Genomic DNA, 20680 nt, shown 5'->3' on the forward strand with positions numbered 1-20680 from the left:
TGTATATTTTTGAGTCAATGAGAATTTATACGAGATAAAAATCATTTAGTTTTTCCTCACAAAGTATTTTTACTACATCTATCCATCGGTCTTCATCGTTCAGGCAGGGGATATAGTGAAAGTTCTCACCGCCTCCATGCATAAACTGTTCCTTTCCTTCTTCGGAAATTTCTTCCAGGGTCTCAAGACAGTCAGAAACAAAAGCCGGACATACGATGGCAAGATTCTTTATCCCTTTTTTAGGAATGGTTTCCAATGTTTCATCTGTATAAGGCTCAATCCATTTATCTTTTCCTAATCTTGACTGGAAAGAAACAATTGTCTTTTCTTTTGGAAGTCCCATTCTGGCAATGACAGCTTCTGTTGTTTTATAACATTGATGCCTGTAGCAATATGCATTATGAGTATCCACCTGGCTGTTGATACAGTTGGCGTCATCAATTTTACAGGTATTGGAAGGATCGGTTTTATAAAGATGTCTTTCCGGAACTCCATGGTAGGAAAACTGAAGAGCATCAAAATTTTCAGGAAGTTTTTCTTTAATGCTTTCTGCCAGGCAGTTGATGTAAATATCCCTGTTGTAGAAAGGTTGGATGTAATTGATCTTCACTTGCGGGAATTTCTTTTTCCTCACCTCCTCAGCTTTTTCAATGACAGTTTCCGTCGTACTCATCGCATATTGAGGATATAAAGGGAAAAGAACGATTTCTGTAATTCCCTGATCCACCAGTTTCTGAATACCGGTTTCAATGCTGGGTTGTGCATAGCGCATCCCGATTTCTACCGGAACATCTACCAGCTTCTGAAGTTTTTTCTGAATTTTTTCTGTAATGACCACCAGTGGTGAGCCTTCATCTGTCCAGACTGTTTTGTAAGCTTCGGCAGATTTTGCAGGTCTTGTTTTCAGAATAATACCCTGAACAAGAAGAGCACGGAAGATCCAACGGTAATCAATTACCCTTTCATCCATCAAAAATTCATCAAGATATTCCTTTACATCGTTTACCGCAGTAGACCTCGGCGATCCGAGATTCACCAGTAAAATTCCTTTGTTATTCAATATTTTATATTTTAATTATAAACAGAAGTTGTAAAATCTGTTACTAATTCTGATACTCTGGCAAAGGTATCACTTTCAACCGAGCCATCAGGCTCCAGTTTACCCTTTATTCCTTTTATTAAAAGCTGATGTTTATCATCAGTCTGAGCTCCAAGTGTTGTTAAAAGCAATAACAGTTCTTCATGACCTTTCTCTCCATTGGCAGAAGCTGTAATCACAGCGACAGGTTTTTCGGAAAAAACAGTTGTGGAAACACACCATTCCAGCAAATTCTTCAATCTGCCGGGGATACTGAAGATATATTCAGGCGTGCAGAAAATAATCCCCGCCGAATCATCAATATCTTTTCTGATTTTAACGACTTCCTCCGGAGTGGCAGAATCTGTTAATGAAGTGTCAAAATGCGGAAGGATTGAAAGATCATCATAGCTCTGAAAATCAATACCAGGATATTGTTTCAATACCTGTTCCATAAGCTTTTGATTGCTGGAGTTTCTGGTAGCACTTCCAATGATCACCAGAATTTTCTTTCCGGACTGCATTCTGACAATTGGCTTTATCCGTTTACGGCTTCCACTCTTTCAACCAAATCAGGAACGAATTGTTTTAAAATATTTTCAATTCCGTTCTTCAAAGTCGCTGTAGAACTCGGGCAGCCTGAACATGCTCCCTGTAAAAGCATTTTTGCCGTTTTATTCTCCTGATCATATTCCATCAGAGAAATTTTTCCACCGTCATTTTCTACAGCTGGAGCTACATATTCATTTAAAATGTCAGAAATTTTCTGCTCATCTTCCGTATAATCTCTGTTGATGATTTTCTCAACCGGGTTTTCATGTTTCTGAGGTTCAATTTTTGAGATTTCACCTCCATTTTGAAGATATTCGGCAATAAGGGCACGAACGGTCATCATCACCTGATGCCATTCTACAGAATTGTCTCTGGTAACGGCCACAAAATTATCAGAAATGAAAACTTCCGTTGCAAAATCAAACTCTTTAAAAATAGCCAGCGCCAAAGGAACCTCCTCAGCAGCTTCTTTCGATTTTACTTCCACAAAACCATCCATCAGTAATTTACTTGAAACGAATTTCATTACATTAGGATTTGGAGTCATTTCAGCATAGATCTGATACATTTCTTTTTTCTTCTGAAGATAAATTCTCGGATTAGCCAATAATTCATCTTCAATCACATTTTTCAGACTTTCTGCTACATGTTCCCATTCAATGGTATCCTGTTTGGCCACTGCTACAAAATTGGCAGTAATGAAAATTCTTTCCACAAACGGATAATTGAAAAGTTCCTGTGCCAAAGGAATTTCTGAAATATCTGAGTTTCTGTCCAACTCTAAAGACCCCGGAATCAAGTTGTAATCTGCAACAAATTTCATCACTTTCGGGTTTTCGGTTGGTTCTATAAGTACGGTACGCATTTTTTCGTTAAATTTGAGATACAAAAATACGCATTAGAAGTCAGAAGCTAAAAATTGGGAGTTAGATTTTTGCTATCGCTGTAATTTAGAAGTTATATACCGGAATTCAGAGGACAGTAATCATTATTCTCAAATGGGCTTTTCAAATTTTCAAATTAAAACTATGGCACTTGTAAAAGAACTTTTAGGGAAAATACCACAGATCGGAGAGAATACCTTTTTAGCTGAAACCGCTACCATCATCGGAGATGTTACAATGGGAAGAGACTGCAGCGTTTGGTATAATGCTGTCATCAGAGGAGATGTTCACTATATCAAAATGGGAGACAAGGTAAATGTGCAGGACAATGCAATGCTGCACTGCACTTATCAGAAACACCCGCTGAATATTGGTAATAACGTTTCAATAGGACACAATGCGATTGTTCACGGCTGTACGATCAAAGATAATGTACTGATCGGAATGGGCGCTATTGTGATGGATGATTGCCTGGTAGAGGAAAACTCTATTGTAGGAGCTGGTTCAGTGGTAACTCAGGGAACGCATATCAAATCCGGAGAAGTCTGGGGTGGCGTTCCTGCGAAAAAAATTAAAGATATCAATGCTCAGCTGTTAGAAGGTGAAGTAAACAGGATTGCAGACAATTATGTGAAATACTCATCCTGGTATAAAGAAAATGTGAAGGATCATCAACTGTAGTCTGCTATTGGATTACCGGTAGTTAATTCGGTGCACTTATCAATTTTTACAATTGATACTTATCAAAATACATATAAAAAGCTCCGTCCTAAGACAGAGCTTTTTTTCGATTTGATATAAAACCTTTGCTTGTTTTTTAATTATTGTCGGCTGTGATAAGCCTGATTTTTCCTTTAATACATTTCAGAGAAGTGGGAGGCAAGATAGCCATACAATCTGAGACAATATTATATTTTTCATTAAAAACCCTTACTTTATCCGTATATTCATTCACTCTGGGTAAGAAAGTCTCTTCTATTTTCTTAGGATAGGCAATATATTGCTGAGGTCCGCCGCAGGCTTTTGTTCCCATGGGGGCGAATGTCCATTCGCTTGCATCCTTACATTCCAGTCCGCTCACTTCAGATTCAATAGATGCTTTTAGCTTATCCAGCTGAGCCTGATCATATTTCTGACTGTCTTCATCAATGGGCCTGTCGGCAATATCAACGGGAAGATTCATATTGAGATTTTTCGAGGTATTACAGGAAACCAGCGTAATTGTAGTACATAATACTAAAGCAGAAGTGTATGATAAAATTTTTTTCACGACAGACTTTTTTCTTTTTAAGAATTTTCAAAACTTATGCCAAGGTAAGAAATTCAATTGATTTCCGTATTTTTGACAACGATGAACAATCATTTTTTTGACTTATTAGAGTACACCAGCAGAAGCGTTTTTCTGACGGGAAAAGCCGGAACAGGGAAAACGACATTTCTTAACGATTTTGTAAAGCGGACCAAAAAGAAGCATATTGTGGTAGCTCCTACAGGGATTGCAGCGATCAATGCAGGAGGGGTAACCATTCACTCCATGTTTGGTCTTCCGTTGAGAACCTTTCTTCCTACTACAGAAAGGATAGATACCAGTTTGGCCAATAATATTGCCGATCTGATGCCTCATTTTAAATATAGAAAAGATAAACTCAAGCTTTTAAGAGAAGTTGAGATCATTATTATTGATGAGGTTTCTATGTTGAGAGCTGATGTGCTGGATATGATGGATTTTTCTTTACGGTTTATCAGAAGAAATAATCAAAGATTTGGTGGTGTTCAGATGCTGTTCATCGGTGACCTATACCAGTTGCCACCGGTAGTGAGGGATGAGCATATCCTGAAAATGTATTACAATTCACCTTTCTTTTTCGATAGCCACTCCATCAAAGATATTCCGGTGGTTACCATTGAGCTTACAAAAGTGTATCGCCAGTCTGATGAAGAATTCCTTGAGATTCTGAATGCCATTCGTGATGGTGATGTAGCCAATATCGATTTTGACCATCTTAATAAAAGGTATGATCCTGATTTTGATATGGGGAAAGAATCCTATGTTTATCTGTGCTCGCACAATAAGATGGCAGATGAGATCAACCAGGAAAAATTAGCAGAAATCAAAGTGGATGCCCAAACCTATGAAGCCAAACTTGTAGGAGACTTTAAAGAAAATCAGTTCCCTAACGAGCAGTTTCTGGAACTGAAAATTGGTGCTCAGATCATGTTTATCAGAAATGATATTTCCGGAGAAAAGAAATATTTTAACGGGAAACTGGGCGAAATCATAGGCCTGGATGAAAATGAAATCCGTGTAGCACTTGATGGAAGCGAAAAAGAAATTGTTGTCAAGAGAGAAACCTGGGAACAGAAAAAATATTTCCTTGATACAGATAAAAATATTCAGGAAGAAGTGCTGGGAAGCTTTGAACAGTTCCCGATAAAACTGGCGTGGGCGGTTACGATCCATAAAAGTCAGGGTCTTACATTTGATAAAGTGATTATTGATGCAGGTAAAAGTTTTACTGCAGGCCAGGTATATGTTGCTTTATCCCGTTGCAGAACATTGGAAGGAATTGTTTTAAAATCAAAAATTACTCCTGAAGTTATTTTTAAAGATGACAGAATTCTCCATTTCCATACGGATACAGTGGCCAATGATCGTGTTGAAGCTATCCTGAACCAGGAAAAATATGATTACAGCATACGAAAAGTACTTCGTACGGTAGATTGCCTTTGGTTTTTAAAAGAAGTCGAGGACTGGAATAATCTTTCGATCGTTACCAAAAACCTTGATCATGTCAAAACCAAGCAGCTTTATCTTCAACTAAAGCATGAAGCGGTTAATCTTGGCAAGATCTTTGAAAAACTGGAGCGGATCATTTTTCAGAAGGTCAATAACTTTATTCAGCAGAAAGAAGAATGGTCGGAAATTGAAAGCAAATCAAAAGGAGCTGTTAATTTCTTTTTTACAGAAACCAGAAATAACATTTTCGATCCTTTGAAAGAATTTTATGCTGAAATCAAAGGGGCCAAAGGGTTAAAGCAATACAACGAAGATTTTAAAAACTGGCTGGAAGATATCGAAGAATATTTAAATAATTTAAAAGACGTTCATCTTCTTGAAACGAAACTTTTAGATGAAAAAAATGATAAAGAAGTCAGTCTGAAGATTGCCAAAGTTCCTTCTCAGGTTTTGACGTTCCAGCTGTTTGAACAAGGGAAAACCATTGGAGAGATTGCTTTGGAAAGAGGTTTGGTAAAAGAAACCGTCATCGGGCATCTTGCCAAATTTGCAGAGCAGGGATTGCTGGATATTTCAAGAGTCATTACTTCAGATAAGATCAAAGCTTTTGAAACCGAATTCTATAAGAATCCACATGAAACTTTAACGGAGTGGAAGAATGCACTGCCAAGTCATTTTGAATTTAATGAGATCAGAATTCTGATCAACCATTATAATTATAAAAAAGAAAAGAATTCATAACGAATTCTTTTCTTTTTATATAAAGTTTCTTTAAGGATACATCGCATTGATGGTGTTGATATCTCCGGTTGTGAAGCCTGTTCTGTTATAAGTAAAGGTTGTGTTATTCGCTCTTTTAATTGTCGGCAGTCCGTTTTTAGAATAAGAATTTGGCCAGTACATCATTACTGAATTGATGTTGAAAGGACCTATATCCGTTCCTGAGCTGTATATATTAAAGTTATAGGCCTGTCCATTTTGTATATTACCCCATTGAATACTCAGATACTGATCCCTATCCTTACGGCAATGTTCGTGATAAAGCCCTACGGTATGTCCCATTTCATGAATGACTGATCCCACAGAAATATACTGATCCAGGGAAATGGTCTGCTTACCTCCCTGATATCCGATATGAGCCCATCCGTCTGATCCGGACGAACTTCCGAAAATAAACTCTACATAATTGCTCTGTGTGGTACGGGGAATCCATTGCGTATTGGTTTTGGAATTGTATTCATTAACAGCGCTGGTGATTTTATTGGCGTTGATAGAACCCATATTGCCGGCAACAGTATAATAAATTTTACCTCCCGGCCATCTTGAATAGCTGGCACCTCCTTTACTTGCTGCAGCACCTTCTTCCAATTGCTTATCCGAAAGAACAATATCACCCTGGAAAAAATTCAGTCCGTCTTTTTTGATATAGGTGATAGACTGTCCGTTTAATTGCCCCTTTCTGACCTCTTCCTTCTGTGAAGACTGATCCGGGCTGGTCGTCAGATCATCATTGCTTTTATCACAGGAAAATAAGAAAGCAGCTGTCATAAAGCTCAGCCCCGTTACTTTTGCGGCCAATGATTTGGAGTAAAAAAATACTCTAGATTTTGTTTTCATATTAATATTTTAAAATAGTTGGTCATACGAATTTAATAAATAATTCTCTTTTAAATGAATTAATTGCAATTAAGTATTTATATTGGTGATAATTTGTGAATACTTTTGAGGTTAAGGTAGTTTAATGCATTGTTCACAGAAAAAAGGTCTTGAAAAATGATTACCAAAATCTTTTTTTGTTGTTAGGAAATCAATAAGAATAATTTAACAGCTATATATTTTCTTATGAGGTTTTGAATATTTTTCCAATAGTTTTTCCCTGAATTAACCCATTGTTTTTATTAATTACAAAAAGTAACTAATGCAGTTATTATGTTATAAATTTGTTTGGTTTTAAAAAAAACAATTTAAAATTATAAAATCGATAAAGGCGGCTTCTAGTCATCTTTAGAAAAATGAATATCTCATATGAAGAATTTTGAAATTTCTGTTTTAGATCTTGCCCCGGTGAAGCAGGATAAAAGCATTCATGATACTTTTCAGGACAGCTTATCATTAGCTAATCACACTGAAAATTTAAACTATAAAAGATTCTGGCTGGCAGAACATCACAATATGGAAAGCATTGCCAGTTCTGCCACTTCAGTTTTAATTGGTTTCATTGCCAACGGAACTAAGACAATCAGAGTAGGTTCCGGAGGAATTATGCTTCCGAATCACAGCTCATTGATCATCGCAGAGCAATTCGGAACACTGGAATCTCTGTTCCCGGGAAGAATTGACCTTGGACTGGGAAGAGCACCCGGCACAGACGGATTGACGGCCCAGGCTTTAGGAAGAAATCCCGCTATCATCAATGAACAGTTCCCAAGACAGATTCTGGAACTTCAAAGATATTTTTCAAAAGAGAATGCAGATGCAATGGTTCGGGCTATTCCGGGAGAAGGTTTGGATATTCCCTTGTATATTTTAGGATCCAGTACAGATAGCGCCTGGCTGGCTGCTGAATTAGGATTGCCTTATGCTTTTGCAGGACATTTCGCTCCTGAGCAGATGGAAATGGCTTTCAAAATTTACAGAGAACACTTCCAGCCTTCAGAATATGCAGATCAGCCTTATATCATTGCCTGTGTAAACGGTGTGGCAGCAGATACATCTGAAGAAGCCCACAAAATTTCCACCACCTTATTCCAGGCGTTCATCAATATCGTGAGAAATGACAGAAAACCTTTTGCCCCTCCGGTAGATGATATGGATGAGATTTGGTCACCTATGGAAAAATCAATGGTTTTACAGAAGCTGAGATATACTTTTATAGGAGATCAGGCTGAAATTGAGCAGAAACTTAAAGATTTTCAGGAAAGGTTTAATGTGGATGAGCTGATGATCAATTCACATGTTTATGATCACCAGAAAAGACTGAGATCTTACGAGATTTTCAGGGAAGCTGTGAACTCTTTATCCGAAGCGTAATAAACCATTCATATTAATTGGCAGATGCTTATTTTTATGAGTATCTTTGCACAAATAAAAAGTAAAGATGTCTGATATTAAATTAAATACTATTCCGGAGGCCATCGAAGACCTTAGAAATGGGAAAATAATCATAGTAGTAGATGATGAAGACAGAGAGAACGAAGGAGATTTTCTTTGTGCGGCGGAACTGACAACGCCGGAAATTATCAATTTTATGGCGCTTCACGGAAGAGGGCTGATCTGTATGCCGCTTCCTGAAAAAAGATGTGATGAGCTTGGGCTTGAAGTAATGGTAAGCAGAAGCAGTGATCCTAAAGAAACTGCTTTCACCGTATCTGTTGACCTTTTGGGGAACGGAACTTCTACAGGTATTTCTGCAGGAGACAGAGCCAAAACTATTTTAGCTTTGATGGATGAAAAATCCAAGCCTACAGATTTCATGAGACCTGGTCACATTTTCCCGCTTCGTGCAAGAAAAGGAGGCGTTTTGAAAAGAGCAGGCCATACAGAAGCTGCCATAGATCTTACCCATTTGGCAGGTTTAAAAGAAGGAGGAGTGATCTGTGAGATCATGAATGAAGACGGTACCATGTCCCGTTTGCCTGACCTTCAGGTTTTCGCACAGAAACACGATATGAAAATCGTTTCTATTGAAGATCTGATCCACTATCAGCTTAAAAAAGGAAACCTGGTTGAAAGACTTGAAGAGAAAAAAGTGAAAACGCACTATGGCGAGTTTGATTTTTATGCTTTCAGAGAGACTTCCAATGATCAGATTCATTTTGCTTTGACAAAAGGAGCATGGACGGTAGATGAACCTGTTTTGGTAAGAGTACAGTCTTCTGATTCTTATTTCGATGTATTGACAAGACTGAATAACGGTGAAAAACCCTTATTGGAAAAAGTTACCAATATGGTAAATGAAGCAGGAAAAGGAGCGATCATCTTTATCAACAATGTTTCGAACTCTGAAAATACATTAAGAAAACTTCAGCAGTTCCTGAACTATCAGGATGGGCAGGAGCAGCATCCTACATTAGCTTATAACTACAGAGATTATGGTATCGGGACACAGATTTTAAAGAATCTGGGAATCAATAAATTTAAAGTAATCACTCAAAATCCTAATATCAAACCTCAGGTTGGAGGGTATGATGTAGAGGTTACTGAGTTGGTACAACTATAATCAATAGTCAAAATTATTTTGACTGTTTACAGAATAAAAAAAGGTTTAGAATTTTTCTAAACCTTTTTTTATTTTTTATATTCTGAAATATTAAGGGTGTATTAAGATAAGTTTCGCTTTAAGCTTAAAAATCAGAATGATTCATCTTAACTATACTTTATTTCTTAAGCCTTTCTTAATGGTTTAAACTATTTGAATATCATTTTTTAAACTAATGAAATTCCATCAAAGTTTCGGAAACCATTCAGGAAATCTTTTACCATCATTCTTTTTTTACCTTCTAACTGAAGTTCCAGAGGATAGTAAATTCCGTCTAGAGTATAAATTTTAAATTCATTCTTTGAAATATCCAAAGTTCCCGCTTCTCTTCCGTGATTGGAGAGTTCAAATTTACCTCCGAATATTTTTAATCCTTTTTCTTCGTTTTCTATTTTTAAAGTAGTAAATGCTGCAGGGTAAGGAGACATTCCAAGGATAAACTGATGAATGGTTTTTGAAGGAGCATGCCAATTGATCCTGGTATCTTCTTTAAATATTTTATACGCATTTTTAGGTTCAGCAACCTGTGGTTGAGGTTTTTCTTCTATGGCGTTTTCTGCAAGACCATCCAATGTCTTAACAACCAATTGAGAACCCATCTCCATCAGCCTGTCATGAAGGCTCCCTGCGTTTTCATCCGGTAATATCGCCAGTTCTTCCTGAAGGAGGATATTTCCTTCGTCAATTTTTTCATTGATAAAGAATGTGGTGGCTCCGGTTTTTTCCTCGCCGTTGATGACAGCGTAATTGATAGGAGCAGCTCCACGGTAATCAGGAAGTAAAGAGGCGTGAAGATTGAATGTTCCCATTTTAGGCATTTCAAAAAGAATCTTAGGCATCATTCTGAATGCTACTACAACGAAAACATCAGCATCCAGCTTTCTGAGTTCTTCCAGAAACTCGGGATTTCTTAATTTTTCAGGCTGAAAAACAGGAATATTATTTTCGGATGCATATACTTTTACCGGTGACTGATGAATTTTTTGTCCCCGTCCGCTTGCTTTATCAGCAACAGTTACTACTCCTACTACATGATGGTGAGATTGGTGAATGGCTTCCAATGAAGTTTTGGCAAACTCAGGAGTCCCTAAAAAAACAACTTTCAATGATTTCATGATGCAAAGATAAGTTTTTGATTTGACGTAGAAAGGTACCCCAGTCAGAGAGTGGGAGGGTTTGAGGACAAGAGTGTTCGTGAAGGAATCTGCTGAGTGAAAACATCAGGTCTCACTATCTGCTTTTAGATACGTTTCTTATTACTCATTACTCATTACTCATTACTCATTATTAAGCATATAAGTTCTGAAGTTCAGCATCCTTACTTTCCCTGAGTCTAAAAGGAAGATCAGGTTTTCTAAAATATTTTCTTTAGAATGATAACTCAGCTGTATAGAAAGTTCTTCGATGGTGGAAGGTTTCTTTGCCAACAGATTGATGATCTGCTGGGAAATATTCTTTCCGAAGATAGATTGCTTATTTTTTTCACAAACAGAGCAGTGGCCGCAGTTTTTTGAGTTTTTTTCTCCAAAATAGGCGAGAATAAGCTTCATTTTACAGTAACTGTTATTTTCTGTATAAAACTTCATTTCTTCCCATTTCTGGATTTTATTTCTTTGAATATGCTCAAATAGCTTCCAGTAAATACTATTGACAGCTCTTTCATCACGGGGTTTCAGAAACTTTATGCTTGACAGTGCACCATCTACATATTCAAGATAATTTTTTTGCTGAAGTTCTTTCAAACGTTCTTTGATGAGAGGAGCGCTGACATTAATCTTATTGCTTACCTGCTGTTCGCTGAACATCACTTTATGAGTAGTAAGCCCGGATATGGTACGAAATAAAAGCTCTATAAAATAAGCATCTTTTTGTGGCAGCTGATCTATTTCATCAGACTTAATGAAAAGTTCCAGCGAAGACAAGCTCTTGTTGTCATTATAATAGATGATTTCCTGATTATGGAGGAAGTTCAGTACATTATTGATTTTTGCTTTCGACAATTTTGTAAAATTCTGAATACCGGTTATATTCAATTGGAAAGTTTTCTCAGGAAGCTCAAATTCTGCAACCTGGAAAATAGAGTAGAGATAACTGACGATCTTCAGAAACTCTGCCTTGTTGGGAATCTGATTTTTTAAGATCTGATCAAAATTCAATAGCTCCTGTTTATTCCATAGCATGAATGCAAAACTTTCTTTTCCGTCTCTTCCGGATCTCCCGATCTCCTGATAGTAATTTTCCAAAGAGGCAGCAGGAGAATAGTGAATAACGAAACGTACATTGTCTTTGTCAATTCCCATTCCAAAGGCATTCGTTGAGATCAGAACGTGATTATCGCTGTTATTCCAGAGATTTTGTTTGGCATTTTTTTCTTTCGTGGTCAGACCTGCATGGAAATAATCCACATTTTTCAGCTGATTTTTTTTCAGAAACTCTGACAGATGTTCCGCTTCTTTCCGGGTTCTCACATATACAATTCCGGAGTCGTTATTATATTTTAAAATATCAAAAACACGTTGGAATTTATCAGAAACTTCTTCTGTGAAAATCCTGATATTGTTTCTTTTAAAACTTTTCTGAAAAACAGACGGATTTCTCAGCGCCAGTTTGTTTTTAATTTCATCCAATACTTTTGGAGTTGCTGTTGCCGTCAGAGCCAAACAAGGAATTTCAGGATTATTACTTCTGAATCCTTTGATATTCTGATAACTCGGGCGGAAATCCTGGCCCCATTCTGAGATACAGTGGGCTTCATCTACTGCTATAAACGAGAGCTGAATATCTTCTATGTTCTGAAGAAACTGAGTATTTGTCAATCTTTCAGGAGAAATATAAAGTAACTTCGTAAGTCCCTCCTTGCATCGGTTATAAATATCTTCGGCGTCATACTCATCTAGTTCGGAAGACAGATACTCTGCTTCTATACCTCTGAACTTAAGCTGGTTTACCTGGTCTTTCATAAGAGCCAGCAGGGGAGAAACTACCAGACAGGTTCCTTCTTTCAACAAAGCCGGTAACTGATAGCATAATGATTTTCCTGCCCCTGTGGGTAACAGGACCAATGTGTCTTTCTCGTTGATTACGGAATCGATGATTTCTTCCTGAGAATCCCTGAAGTCATTGTAGCCCCAGAAATACTTAAGAGTATCATATTTTAGTTTTTGAAAATCCTGTGAAGAAATCATGTTGTAAAAATAAGGAAAGTATGACAACAAAAAAAGTCACGCAGTGCGTGACTTTCATATAATAAATTAATAAGTTTATTATTTAGCTTCGAAGTATACTCTTCTGTTTGCTCTGTTTTTCCATTCAGGGCATTTTGTTGCCGGTTCACACTCAGGGTATTTAAGGTCTTTTTCACCTTTACCGATAGCGTTTATTTTACCAGACTGAACACCGTTTTTGATCAGATAGTTCTTAACGTTGTTTGCTCTTCTTTCAGATAATTTCTGGTTGTATGCATCCGTACCTCTTGTATCAGTAGCACCGATTACGCTGTAAGAACCATTTGAAGAATTGATGTAGTTTACAGCATTGTTCAGGATTGGAGTATTTGAAGGTAAAATTCTGTCAGAATTTAAGTCAAACTCAATTCCTTCCAGCTTAGTTTCTGTTTCTACTACAGGTCCTGTTGTAGCTACCGGACATCCGTTGTTTTCAACAGGTCCAGGAACTGTTACACACTTGTCGTAAAGGTCAATTACGCCATCAAGGTCTGTGTCAAGAGCAACTCCGGCACCATCCACTCTTGCTCCTGCAGGGGTATCAAGCTGTCTGTCCCAATCGTCACACACTCCATCGTTATCAGCATCTCCTTTCTTACATACTTCGATATCCTGGTTTTTATTAGCCAGTACATCCAGTTTGTAGTAGATTTCCTGTAACGGGTCGTGCCACATTAAGTGAGATTCATGTTTTCCTAATTTTAAGGAAAGACCTAAAGTTGCGTTGAAGAAGTTGTCAGAAACCTGCTCAGAACGTTTGTTAACAGCACTGTATGCATCACCGCCTCCGTCAAATTCATCATCTCCGGTTACGACATACATTAATCTACCTTCAATATCAATTCTTCTGTTGACTTTAAATTTCAAACCGGCACCAGCCTGCATGAACATTGAACCCAATTTAAAAGGTTTTACTTCTGTCATCAACATCTGACCGCTGCTTGTCTTCTGATAAGCTCTGTAAGCTAATGTTCCAACACCTGCATAACCGTGAAGTGCCCATCTGTAAGGAGAATGATTATCAACTCTTCTTAATAGATTAGAAAAATTAACGTCTCCTAAAAGGGAGATCGCATCATACTGAGTTCTTGCCCCTACTGCAGAACCATCAGGTGCTGCATCTTTGGTATTGAACCATCCTTGTCTGGTTTCACCTCTGTCATATTGTAAATTGATTCCGAAAGCATGGGTAATTGCTTTATCAATACTTATATATGCAGAATATCCAAAAAGATTTTTACCGTTACCATTTTTGATAGACGTTAAATCTGCTGACTGCATAAGTGGAACACCAACCCCGGCAGAAATAGACCAATCGTTAAATCTTTTAGATTGATTGGTGAATGGGGAAACATTGGCAGACCCAGAAGAAAATGTATTGGGATACGCTCCATTTGAAACTGCCGTTGAGTCTTGTGCGTAGCTGGCAGTAGGAATAGCCAAAGCTAAAGCAACAATTGCTAAACTTAATTTCATAGTGTTATTTTTTTTAGTTAAGTTATTTTAAATGATTTTTTACGTTAAAAAGTGATTTTTATATATTTTTTTTCAAAACAACATTCCTGATATTCAATTTATTCAATGCGTATTGCCCTGAAAATGATATAAAGGTAGGTAAAAAATTTCGTAGTAGAAAAAAAATAAACCGAAAAGACAAATTCTTTCCGGTTTAAGGATTATAATTGATTATTTTTTCTTTTTCTTAGCCGGTGCTTTTTTTACCGTTTTTTTCACAGGAGCATCTTCATAATCTTTCTTTTGGATAGCATCCCATTGTGAACTTTCGATAAATTTTACAGTAACTTTTCTGTCTGCCATTCTTTCTGCATCAGAAGCTGAAGCAGGAATAGTAGCCTCTGCAGAACCTACACCTCTTGATTTCAGAACATTTTCATTGATCCCTCTGGTTTCTAAAGCACCTACTACAGCAGCAGCCCTTTCTTTAGACAATCTCAGATTATAAGCTGTATTTCCTTTGATGTCAGTATGTCCTGTAAGCAGATAGTTTCCTCCATTTTCTTTGATGATGGAAGCTGCAAGATCCAGTTTACTGTTAGATTCAGGTCTGATTGTAGCTTTGTTGAAGTTGAAGTAAATATCCTTAAGGGTTTTTTCTACTTCTACTGCAGTCTGATTATTATCTTTTTTCTCTACCGGACATCCGTTGTTTTCAACAGGTCCGGGAACTGTTACACACTTGTCGTAAAGGTCAATTACTCCATCAAGGTCTGTGTCAAGAGCAACTCCGGCACCATCCACTCTTGCTCCTGCAGGAGTATCAAGCTGTCTGTCCCAATCGTCACATACCCCATCGTTATCCGCATCTCCTTTCTTACATACTTCGATATCCTGGTTTTTATTAGCCAGTACATCCAGTTTGTAGTAGATTTCCTGTAACGGGTCATGCCACATTAAGTGAGATTCATGTTTTCCTAGTTTGAAAGAAAGACCCAAAGTTGCGTTGAAGAAGTTGTCAGAAACCTGCTCAGAACGTTTGTTAACAGCACTGTACGCATCACCGCCTCCGTCAAATTCATCATCTCCGGTTACTACATACATTAATCTACCTTCAATATCGATTCTTCTGTTGACTTTAAATTTCAAACCTGCACCAGCCTGCATGAACATTGAACCTAATTTAAAAGGTTTTACTTCAGTCATCAGCATCTGACCGCTGCTTGTTTTCTGATAAGCTCTGTAAGCTAATGTTCCAACACCTGCATAACCGTGAAGTGCCCATCTGTATGGAGAATGATTATCAACTCTTCTTAATAGATTAGAAAAATTAACGTCTCCTAAAAGGGAGATCGCATCATACTGAGTTCTTGCCCCTACTGCAGAACCATCAGGTGCTGCATCTTTGGTATTGAACCATCCTTGTCTGGTTTCACCTCTGTCATATTGTAAATTGATTCCGAAAGCATGGGTAATTGCTTTATCAATACTTATATATGCAGAATATCCAAAAAGATTTTTACCATTACCATTTTTGATAGACGTTAAATCTGCTGATTGCATAAGTGGAACTCCTGCTCCTACAGAAACAGACCAGTCATTAAATCTCTTGGATTGATTGGTGAATGGGGAAACATTGGCTGATCCTGATGAGAACGTATTGGGATACGCTCCTGTGGAAACTGCCGTTGAGTCTTGTGCATAACTTACGGCAGGGATAGCCATAGTTAAAGCAACAATTGCTAAACTTAATTTCATCGTGTATTATTATTTGATTTTTTCTTAAAGAAAATCGGTGGTATTATTTTACCGGACATCCGTTGTTCTCAACAGGTCCAGGTACTGTTACACATTTATCATAAAGGTCAATAACACCGTCAAGGTCCATATCCAAAGCAACTCCGGCGCCATCTACTCTTGCACCTGCAGGAGTATCAAGCTGTCTGTCCCAATCATCACATACTCCGTCATTATCTGCATCACCTTTTTCGCAAACTACAAAATCAGTTGAAGCATTTTCTAAGACATTTGTTCTGTAATATGCTTCCTGAAGCGGATCATGCCATGCCAGGTGAGAAGGGTGTTTTCCTAGTTTGAAAGATAACCCTAAACTTACTGTCCATGCATTATCTGATCTTCTTGCGTTCAGCATATTGTATTTTGAACCTGGAGTAGAAGTGTCATAATCGCTAGGATCTGCCAATCCGCCACCATCAAATTCATCATCACCACTGATGATGTACATGGTTCTTGCTTCAACATCAATAAGTTTGGAAACATTATATTTTATCCCTACACCTCCCTGATAGAAGATAGAGTTGATATCAATGTCCTGCTTAATGAATAAAGGAATTCTTCTTGGAACGTTACTCCATCTGAATTGATCATTATCATGTAATGAAGTTCTGAACCCCTGCAGACCGATACCCATATATCCGTGGAATGCCCATCTGTATGGAGAGTGGTTATCAATTCTTCTGAACAGGTTCGAGAAGTTGATATCTCCCAATAAAGATATGTTATCGAATTGTGTAGTTGCAGTAGCAATTCCTGATGTCTGACCTGCAGCGCCAGGAAGTTGTGCCGTCTGTTTCGTTTCTCCTCGCATATACATTAGGCTTAGAGCGAATGCATGTGTGATTTGCTTATCTACACTTACGTAAGCATTATATCCCCAGTTCGTCTTATCCTTACGGATAGACTTCAGATCAGAATGTACCATAAACGCAGGTCCTCCTCCAACAGAAATAGACCAGTCTCTGAAGCGTCTGGATTTGTTGTCGAAAGTTTGTACGTTAGCTGATCCCGATGAGAATGTATTAGGATACTCGGTAGAAGAGTTTACTGTAGTGCTGCTGTTCTGTGCGAAAGCGGCAATCGGCAATGTTGTAGCCAATAATAATAAACCTAATTTCATACAATATGTTTTATGTTTTAAATAAAATCTTTTAATAATACTCTCGAAAAATCCCTTTCAAAAAGATGTTTTTTATGAGGGATTTCTAATCTTTCTGATTTAAAATTTAATTCATTATATTTAATGATATCAATATCTATAATCCTGTCAGTATAACCTCCGGATATCTTTGAATCATTAATTCTTCCCATTTCAACTTCAATATTCTTAATACAATCAAGCAGTTGAATTGGTGAAAGATGCGTGAATATTATTGTTGCAATATTACAAAAAATATTGGAACTGACAAATTCTACAGGATCTGATATTAAATATTCGCTGGTTTGTGATATTTCGTTTCCTGCATCACGTATTTTCTGCAATGCAAGGTCTATATTTTTTTTTTGTTCTCCGAGGTTACTTCCTAGTAACAAAACTACCTTTTGCTGCGACATATTGGAAAATTGATTGATTTTATGAGAAGTTTTTTTAAAAATGTTTTAGCAAATATAGTAGCAATACTCCTACTTTGCGCTGTTTTTTTCATCTTTTTCATTATGATGCTTGTGTTTAGTTCTATGGGGAATGAAAAATCTGTGGTGGTAAAAAAGAATTCGGTTCTTACGATTAATTTAAAGACAAATATCATAGACAGCCCTACCGAGGAGGAAATGGGACTGTTTAATATAGGCAGTCAGAACAAAAATGTTCTTCTGTATGATGTTTTGGAAGCAATTAACAAAGCAAAAACCGATGATAATATTAAGGGAATAAGCATCGAAGCTGATGATCTGAATGCAGGTCTTACCCAGATTGATGACCTTAGAAATGCTATTGAAGATTTCAAGAAAAGCGGAAAATTTGTTTATGCTTACGGAAATGGTGTATCTCAGTCTGCGTACTATCTCGGATCAGTAGCTGATCAGTATTATCTGCACCCTGCAGGAGGTATAGAGCTGAAGGGGCTTGCTACTGAGGTTACATTCTTTAAGGATTTTGCTGATAAATACGGAATCGGGATTGAAGTGATCCGTCACGGTAAATTTAAATCGGCAGTAGAACCTTTTTTAAGAAATGATATTTCTCCTGAGAATAAGGAGCAGTTGAGCACTCTTTTGAATGACCTTTGGAAAAACACATCTTATAAAATGGCAGCTTCAAGAAAGATTGACACTGCTCAGTTCAGAACAATTGTTGACAGTTTATACGGAATGATTCCTGAGCAGGGATTAAAATATAAACTTGCAGATAAACTGATCCAGAAATCTGAATATGATAATCTTCTTAAGACTAAATTAAGCTTGAAGGATAAAGAGAAACTGAATAAAATTTCATTGACTAATTATATCAGTTCTTATGCTGATGACAATAAATCAGGTGAAAAAGTAGCGGTACTTTATGCTTCCGGATCTATTAATAATGGAGACGGATACAATGATATTCATGCAGAGAAGTATGTGAAATACATCAAGAAACTTCAGGAAGATGATAAAGTGAAGGCTGTGGTTTTCAGAATCAATTCTCCTGGTGGAAGTGCTAATGCGTCAGATGAGATCTTATTTGAATTGCAGCAACTTAAAAAGAAAAAGCCTTTAGTAGTTTCTTTCGGTGATTATGCAGCGTCAGGAGGATATTATGTAGCTATGGCAGCTGATAAAATTTATTCAGAGCCTAATACGCTTACCGGTTCTATAGGTGTTTTCGGGGTATTACCTTATTATAAGGATATTGCCGGCAAAAACGGAATTCGTGCAGATGTGGTGGCTACCAATGCCAACTCTATGTATTACTCAGGATTGAACGGGGTGACACCGTATGGGGTAAATATGATGACGAGAAGTGTAGAGGGTACTTACAAGAGATTTGTACATTTCGTAACTCAAAACAGAAAACAGACTTTTGAGCAGATTGACAGTGTAGGTGGGGGTAGAGTATGGAGCGGAGTCCGTGCCAAGCAAATTGGTCTGGTAGATGAGCTGGGAACCTTGAATGATGCTGTAAAGTTTGCTGCTCAGAAGGCAGGATTGAAAACTTATCACACAGAAGGTTATCCTAAGAAAATGTCACCGTTTGAGCAGCTGTTCAAAGATCTGAATGAAGAGGATGTTTCTGCGAGAATCATTAAAAATAAAATAGGGAAATCCAATTATGAGATCTTACAGCAGATTACAGACAAGAAACTGCAGGCTGAAGTAAAAATGGAGATGCCTTACCAGATCAGAATCAACAACTAACTAAATTTATATATTGTACACAGAAATCCCGGGTCTGAATTCAGATCCGGGATTTTATTTTTTTAAGCGTTGCTATATCAGCTTTTCCTTGTTGCCATTCCGTAAATCCAGAGGACGATGAGTGAACCTCCTATGGCAAGCAGCATACTTCTGAAGTCGAAACTTTCAACTGTTCCCCAGCCGATTAGATTTCCTACAAATCCTCCAACAAATGCTCCTACGATTCCCAGGATAATTGTCATGAGCCATCCGCCTCCTTGAGTACCCGGCATTATTAATTTTGCAATAGCCCCTGCGATAAGACCAAATATGATCCAAGTTAAAATTCCCATAGTTTCAAATTTTTTAATTGTTAATATTTAAAAGTGATTTGTCTGCTAAACAAGGGAAAATATGATATAAATCATCTTTTCTTGAAGAATGAGTCTACAAATTCCGTACCATTAAAAAGTTGTAAGTCCTGCATTTTCTCGCCAACGCCTATATATTTTACCGGAATCTGAAACTGATCAGAGATACCGATCACAACACCTCCTTTTGCAGTTCCGTCAAGTTTGGTTACTGCCAAAGCATTTACTTCTGTAGCGGCTGTAAACTGTTTGGCCTGTTCAAAAGCATTCTGCCCTGTAGAACCGTCAAGAACCAACAGAATCTCATGAGGTGCATCAGGAATTACCTTCTGCATCACTCTCTTGATCTTGGAAAGCTCATTCATCAGATTTATTTTATTATGCAGTCTTCCGGCCGTATCGATAATCACAACATCTGCATTTTGAGCTACAGCACTTTGCACGGTATCAAATGCAACAGAAGCAGGATCAGATCCCATTCCCTGTTTTACGATAGGAACATCCACTCTTTCACTCCAGATGGTAAGCTGGTCAACGGCTGCAGCTCTGAAAGTGTCTGCTGCCCCCAGGACAACTTTTTTACCTTCTGATTTAAACTGATGGGCCAGCTTTCCGATTGTGGTTGTCTTTCCAACTCCGTTTACCCCTACAACCATGATAACGTAAGGTTTTTTGGATGTGTCAATATTTCCTGTACCGGCATGTGGATTTTCAAGCAATAACCCTGAAATCTCTTCACGAAGAATTGTATCCAGTTCGTTTACCCCAACATATTTGTCTCTGGCAACACGCTCTTCAATTCTTTCTATGATTTTGATTGTGGTAGAGGCTCCTACATCAGATGCAATCAGAACTTCTTCCAGATCATCCAGGACTTCATCATCTACTTTACTTTTGCCGACTACGGCTTTCGTCATTTTTTCAAAGAATCCCTGGCTGGATTTTTCCAATCCCTTGTCTAAGGTTTCTTTTTCTTCCTTTTTGAAAATATTTTTAAACCAACTCATAGTTT

General features: G+C 37.6%; 18 protein-coding genes. 5 read left to right on the plus strand and 13 right to left on the minus strand.

What is annotated here, in order from left to right; translation table 11 throughout:
- Positions 1-25: 25 nt before the first annotated feature.
- Genes hemH through ACTJJF_RS09390 form a run of 3 tightly spaced genes read right to left on the minus strand, consistent with a single transcriptional unit; the run spans position 26 to position 2495 of the window.
- Positions 26-1060, minus strand: coding sequence for a ferrochelatase (gene hemH, locus ACTJJF_RS09380; RefSeq protein WP_440699483.1), 1035 nt, complete (start codon positions 1058-1060; stop codon positions 26-28).
- 11 nt (positions 1061-1071) lie between these two features.
- Positions 1072-1602, minus strand: coding sequence for an NADPH-dependent FMN reductase (locus ACTJJF_RS09385; protein WP_440699484.1), 531 nt, complete (start codon positions 1600-1602; stop codon positions 1072-1074).
- Positions 1603-1616: 14 nt separating this feature from the next.
- Complete coding sequence (locus tag ACTJJF_RS09390; RefSeq protein ID WP_312298364.1) at positions 1617-2495, minus strand: NifU family protein; 879 nt, start codon at positions 2493-2495, stop codon at positions 1617-1619.
- A 163-nt stretch (positions 2496-2658) separates the two neighbouring features.
- On the opposite strand from ACTJJF_RS09390, the gene ACTJJF_RS09395 reads away from it, so the two are divergent.
- Complete coding sequence (locus tag ACTJJF_RS09395) at positions 2659-3195, plus strand: gamma carbonic anhydrase family protein (protein ID WP_440699485.1); 537 nt, start codon at positions 2659-2661, stop codon at positions 3193-3195.
- A 136-nt stretch (positions 3196-3331) separates the two neighbouring features.
- On the opposite strand, the gene ACTJJF_RS09400 is transcribed toward ACTJJF_RS09395, so the two are convergent.
- On the minus strand, positions 3332-3784 hold the full coding sequence (locus tag ACTJJF_RS09400; RefSeq protein WP_440699486.1) for a hypothetical protein: 453 nt from the start codon (positions 3782-3784) through the stop codon (positions 3332-3334).
- Positions 3785-3865: 81 nt separating this feature from the next.
- Between ACTJJF_RS09400 and ACTJJF_RS09405 the strand changes: the two genes are divergently transcribed.
- Positions 3866-5992: a helix-turn-helix domain-containing protein gene (locus ACTJJF_RS09405; RefSeq protein WP_440699487.1), complete on the plus strand. Its 2127-nt coding sequence runs from the start codon at positions 3866-3868 to the stop codon at positions 5990-5992.
- A gap of 30 nt (positions 5993-6022) precedes the next feature.
- Here the strand turns inward: ACTJJF_RS09405 and ACTJJF_RS09410 are convergent, their stop codons facing one another.
- Complete coding sequence (locus ACTJJF_RS09410) at positions 6023-6868, minus strand: M12 family metallopeptidase (protein ID WP_440699488.1); 846 nt, start codon at positions 6866-6868, stop codon at positions 6023-6025.
- A 408-nt stretch (positions 6869-7276) separates the two neighbouring features.
- Between ACTJJF_RS09410 and ACTJJF_RS09415 the strand changes: the two genes are divergently transcribed.
- Entirely contained in the window at positions 7277-8281 is a 1005-nt protein-coding gene (locus ACTJJF_RS09415) for an LLM class flavin-dependent oxidoreductase (protein ID WP_312298356.1), read from the plus strand.
- A gap of 67 nt (positions 8282-8348) precedes the next feature.
- A complete protein-coding gene (gene ribB, locus ACTJJF_RS09420; protein ID WP_229049261.1) occupies positions 8349-9470 on the plus strand; it encodes a 3,4-dihydroxy-2-butanone-4-phosphate synthase in 1122 nt (373 codons plus the stop codon).
- A gap of 206 nt (positions 9471-9676) precedes the next feature.
- Here ribB and fmt read toward each other — a convergent pair whose 3' ends face one another.
- The 6 genes from fmt to folK all read right to left on the minus strand — a co-directional run bounded on the left by fmt (position 9677) and on the right by folK (position 17539).
- Positions 9677-10624 (minus strand): methionyl-tRNA formyltransferase, encoded by a 948-nt coding sequence (gene fmt, locus ACTJJF_RS09425; protein WP_312298352.1) that lies wholly within the window; start codon positions 10622-10624, stop codon positions 9677-9679.
- A gap of 162 nt (positions 10625-10786) precedes the next feature.
- Positions 10787-12694 carry a RecQ family ATP-dependent DNA helicase gene (locus tag ACTJJF_RS09430; RefSeq protein WP_440699489.1) on the minus strand — a complete coding sequence of 636 codons (1908 nt, stop codon included), beginning with the start codon at positions 12692-12694 and terminating at the stop codon, positions 10787-10789.
- A gap of 78 nt (positions 12695-12772) precedes the next feature.
- Entirely contained in the window at positions 12773-14209 is a 1437-nt protein-coding gene (locus ACTJJF_RS09435; protein WP_440699490.1) for an OmpA family protein, read from the minus strand.
- A gap of 210 nt (positions 14210-14419) precedes the next feature.
- The gene (locus ACTJJF_RS09440; RefSeq protein WP_440699491.1) at positions 14420-15946 is read right to left on the minus strand and encodes an OmpA family protein; all 1527 of its coding nucleotides are present in this window, start codon (positions 15944-15946) and stop codon (positions 14420-14422) included.
- A 43-nt stretch (positions 15947-15989) separates the two neighbouring features.
- On the minus strand, positions 15990-17105 hold the full coding sequence (locus ACTJJF_RS09445) for an OmpA family protein (RefSeq protein WP_312298345.1): 1116 nt from the start codon (positions 17103-17105) through the stop codon (positions 15990-15992).
- A gap of 17 nt (positions 17106-17122) precedes the next feature.
- The gene (gene folK, locus ACTJJF_RS09450) at positions 17123-17539 is read right to left on the minus strand and encodes a 2-amino-4-hydroxy-6-hydroxymethyldihydropteridine diphosphokinase (protein WP_312298344.1); all 417 of its coding nucleotides are present in this window, start codon (positions 17537-17539) and stop codon (positions 17123-17125) included.
- Between the two features lie 21 nt (positions 17540-17560).
- Here folK and sppA point away from each other — a divergent pair, with 21 nt between their 5' ends.
- A complete protein-coding gene (sppA, locus tag ACTJJF_RS09455) occupies positions 17561-19318 on the plus strand; it encodes a signal peptide peptidase SppA (RefSeq protein ID WP_440699492.1) in 1758 nt (585 codons plus the stop codon).
- 77 nt (positions 19319-19395) lie between these two features.
- On the opposite strand, the gene ACTJJF_RS09460 is transcribed toward sppA, so the two are convergent.
- Together ACTJJF_RS09460 and ftsY are read right to left on the minus strand one after the other, a co-directional pair.
- Positions 19396-19650 carry a GlsB/YeaQ/YmgE family stress response membrane protein gene (locus ACTJJF_RS09460; RefSeq protein ID WP_312298341.1) on the minus strand — a complete coding sequence of 85 codons (255 nt, stop codon included), beginning with the start codon at positions 19648-19650 and terminating at the stop codon, positions 19396-19398.
- 71 nt (positions 19651-19721) lie between these two features.
- The gene (gene ftsY / locus ACTJJF_RS09465) at positions 19722-20675 is read right to left on the minus strand and encodes a signal recognition particle-docking protein FtsY (protein ID WP_065399143.1); all 954 of its coding nucleotides are present in this window, start codon (positions 20673-20675) and stop codon (positions 19722-19724) included.
- Positions 20676-20680 lie beyond the last annotated feature (5 nt).

This window comes from Chryseobacterium sp. 22458 (assembly GCF_052044975.1).
GTDB lineage: Bacteria > Bacteroidota > Bacteroidia > Flavobacteriales > Weeksellaceae > Chryseobacterium.

Coding starts and splice junctions, on each gene's coding strand:
- ACTJJF_RS09405 (WP_440699487.1), top strand. CDS start 3,866: ATGAACAATCATTTTTTTGACTTATTAGAGTACACCAGCAGAAGCGTT.
- ACTJJF_RS09445 (WP_312298345.1), bottom strand. CDS start 17,105: ATGAAATTAGGTTTATTATTATTGGCTACAACATTGCCGATTGCCGCT.
- folK (WP_312298344.1), bottom strand. CDS start 17,539: ATGTCGCAGCAAAAGGTAGTTTTGTTACTAGGAAGTAACCTCGGAGAA.
- fmt (WP_312298352.1), bottom strand. CDS start 10,624: ATGAAATCATTGAAAGTTGTTTTTTTAGGGACTCCTGAGTTTGCCAAA.
- ACTJJF_RS09430 (WP_440699489.1), bottom strand. CDS start 12,694: ATGATTTCTTCACAGGATTTTCAAAAACTAAAATATGATACTCTTAAG.
- ACTJJF_RS09385 (WP_440699484.1), bottom strand. CDS start 1,602: ATGCAGTCCGGAAAGAAAATTCTGGTGATCATTGGAAGTGCTACCAGA.
- ACTJJF_RS09410 (WP_440699488.1), bottom strand. CDS start 6,868: ATGAAAACAAAATCTAGAGTATTTTTTTACTCCAAATCATTGGCCGCA.
- ribB (WP_229049261.1), top strand. CDS start 8,349: ATGTCTGATATTAAATTAAATACTATTCCGGAGGCCATCGAAGACCTT.
- ACTJJF_RS09435 (WP_440699490.1), bottom strand. CDS start 14,209: ATGAAATTAAGTTTAGCAATTGTTGCTTTAGCTTTGGCTATTCCTACT.
- ftsY (WP_065399143.1), bottom strand. CDS start 20,675: ATGAGTTGGTTTAAAAATATTTTCAAAAAGGAAGAAAAAGAAACCTTA.
- ACTJJF_RS09390 (WP_312298364.1), bottom strand. CDS start 2,495: ATGCGTACCGTACTTATAGAACCAACCGAAAACCCGAAAGTGATGAAA.
- ACTJJF_RS09440 (WP_440699491.1), bottom strand. CDS start 15,946: ATGAAATTAAGTTTAGCAATTGTTGCTTTAACTATGGCTATCCCTGCC.
- ACTJJF_RS09415 (WP_312298356.1), top strand. CDS start 7,277: ATGAAGAATTTTGAAATTTCTGTTTTAGATCTTGCCCCGGTGAAGCAG.
- ACTJJF_RS09395 (WP_440699485.1), top strand. CDS start 2,659: ATGGCACTTGTAAAAGAACTTTTAGGGAAAATACCACAGATCGGAGAG.
- sppA (WP_440699492.1), top strand. CDS start 17,561: ATGAGAAGTTTTTTTAAAAATGTTTTAGCAAATATAGTAGCAATACTC.
- ACTJJF_RS09460 (WP_312298341.1), bottom strand. CDS start 19,650: ATGGGAATTTTAACTTGGATCATATTTGGTCTTATCGCAGGGGCTATT.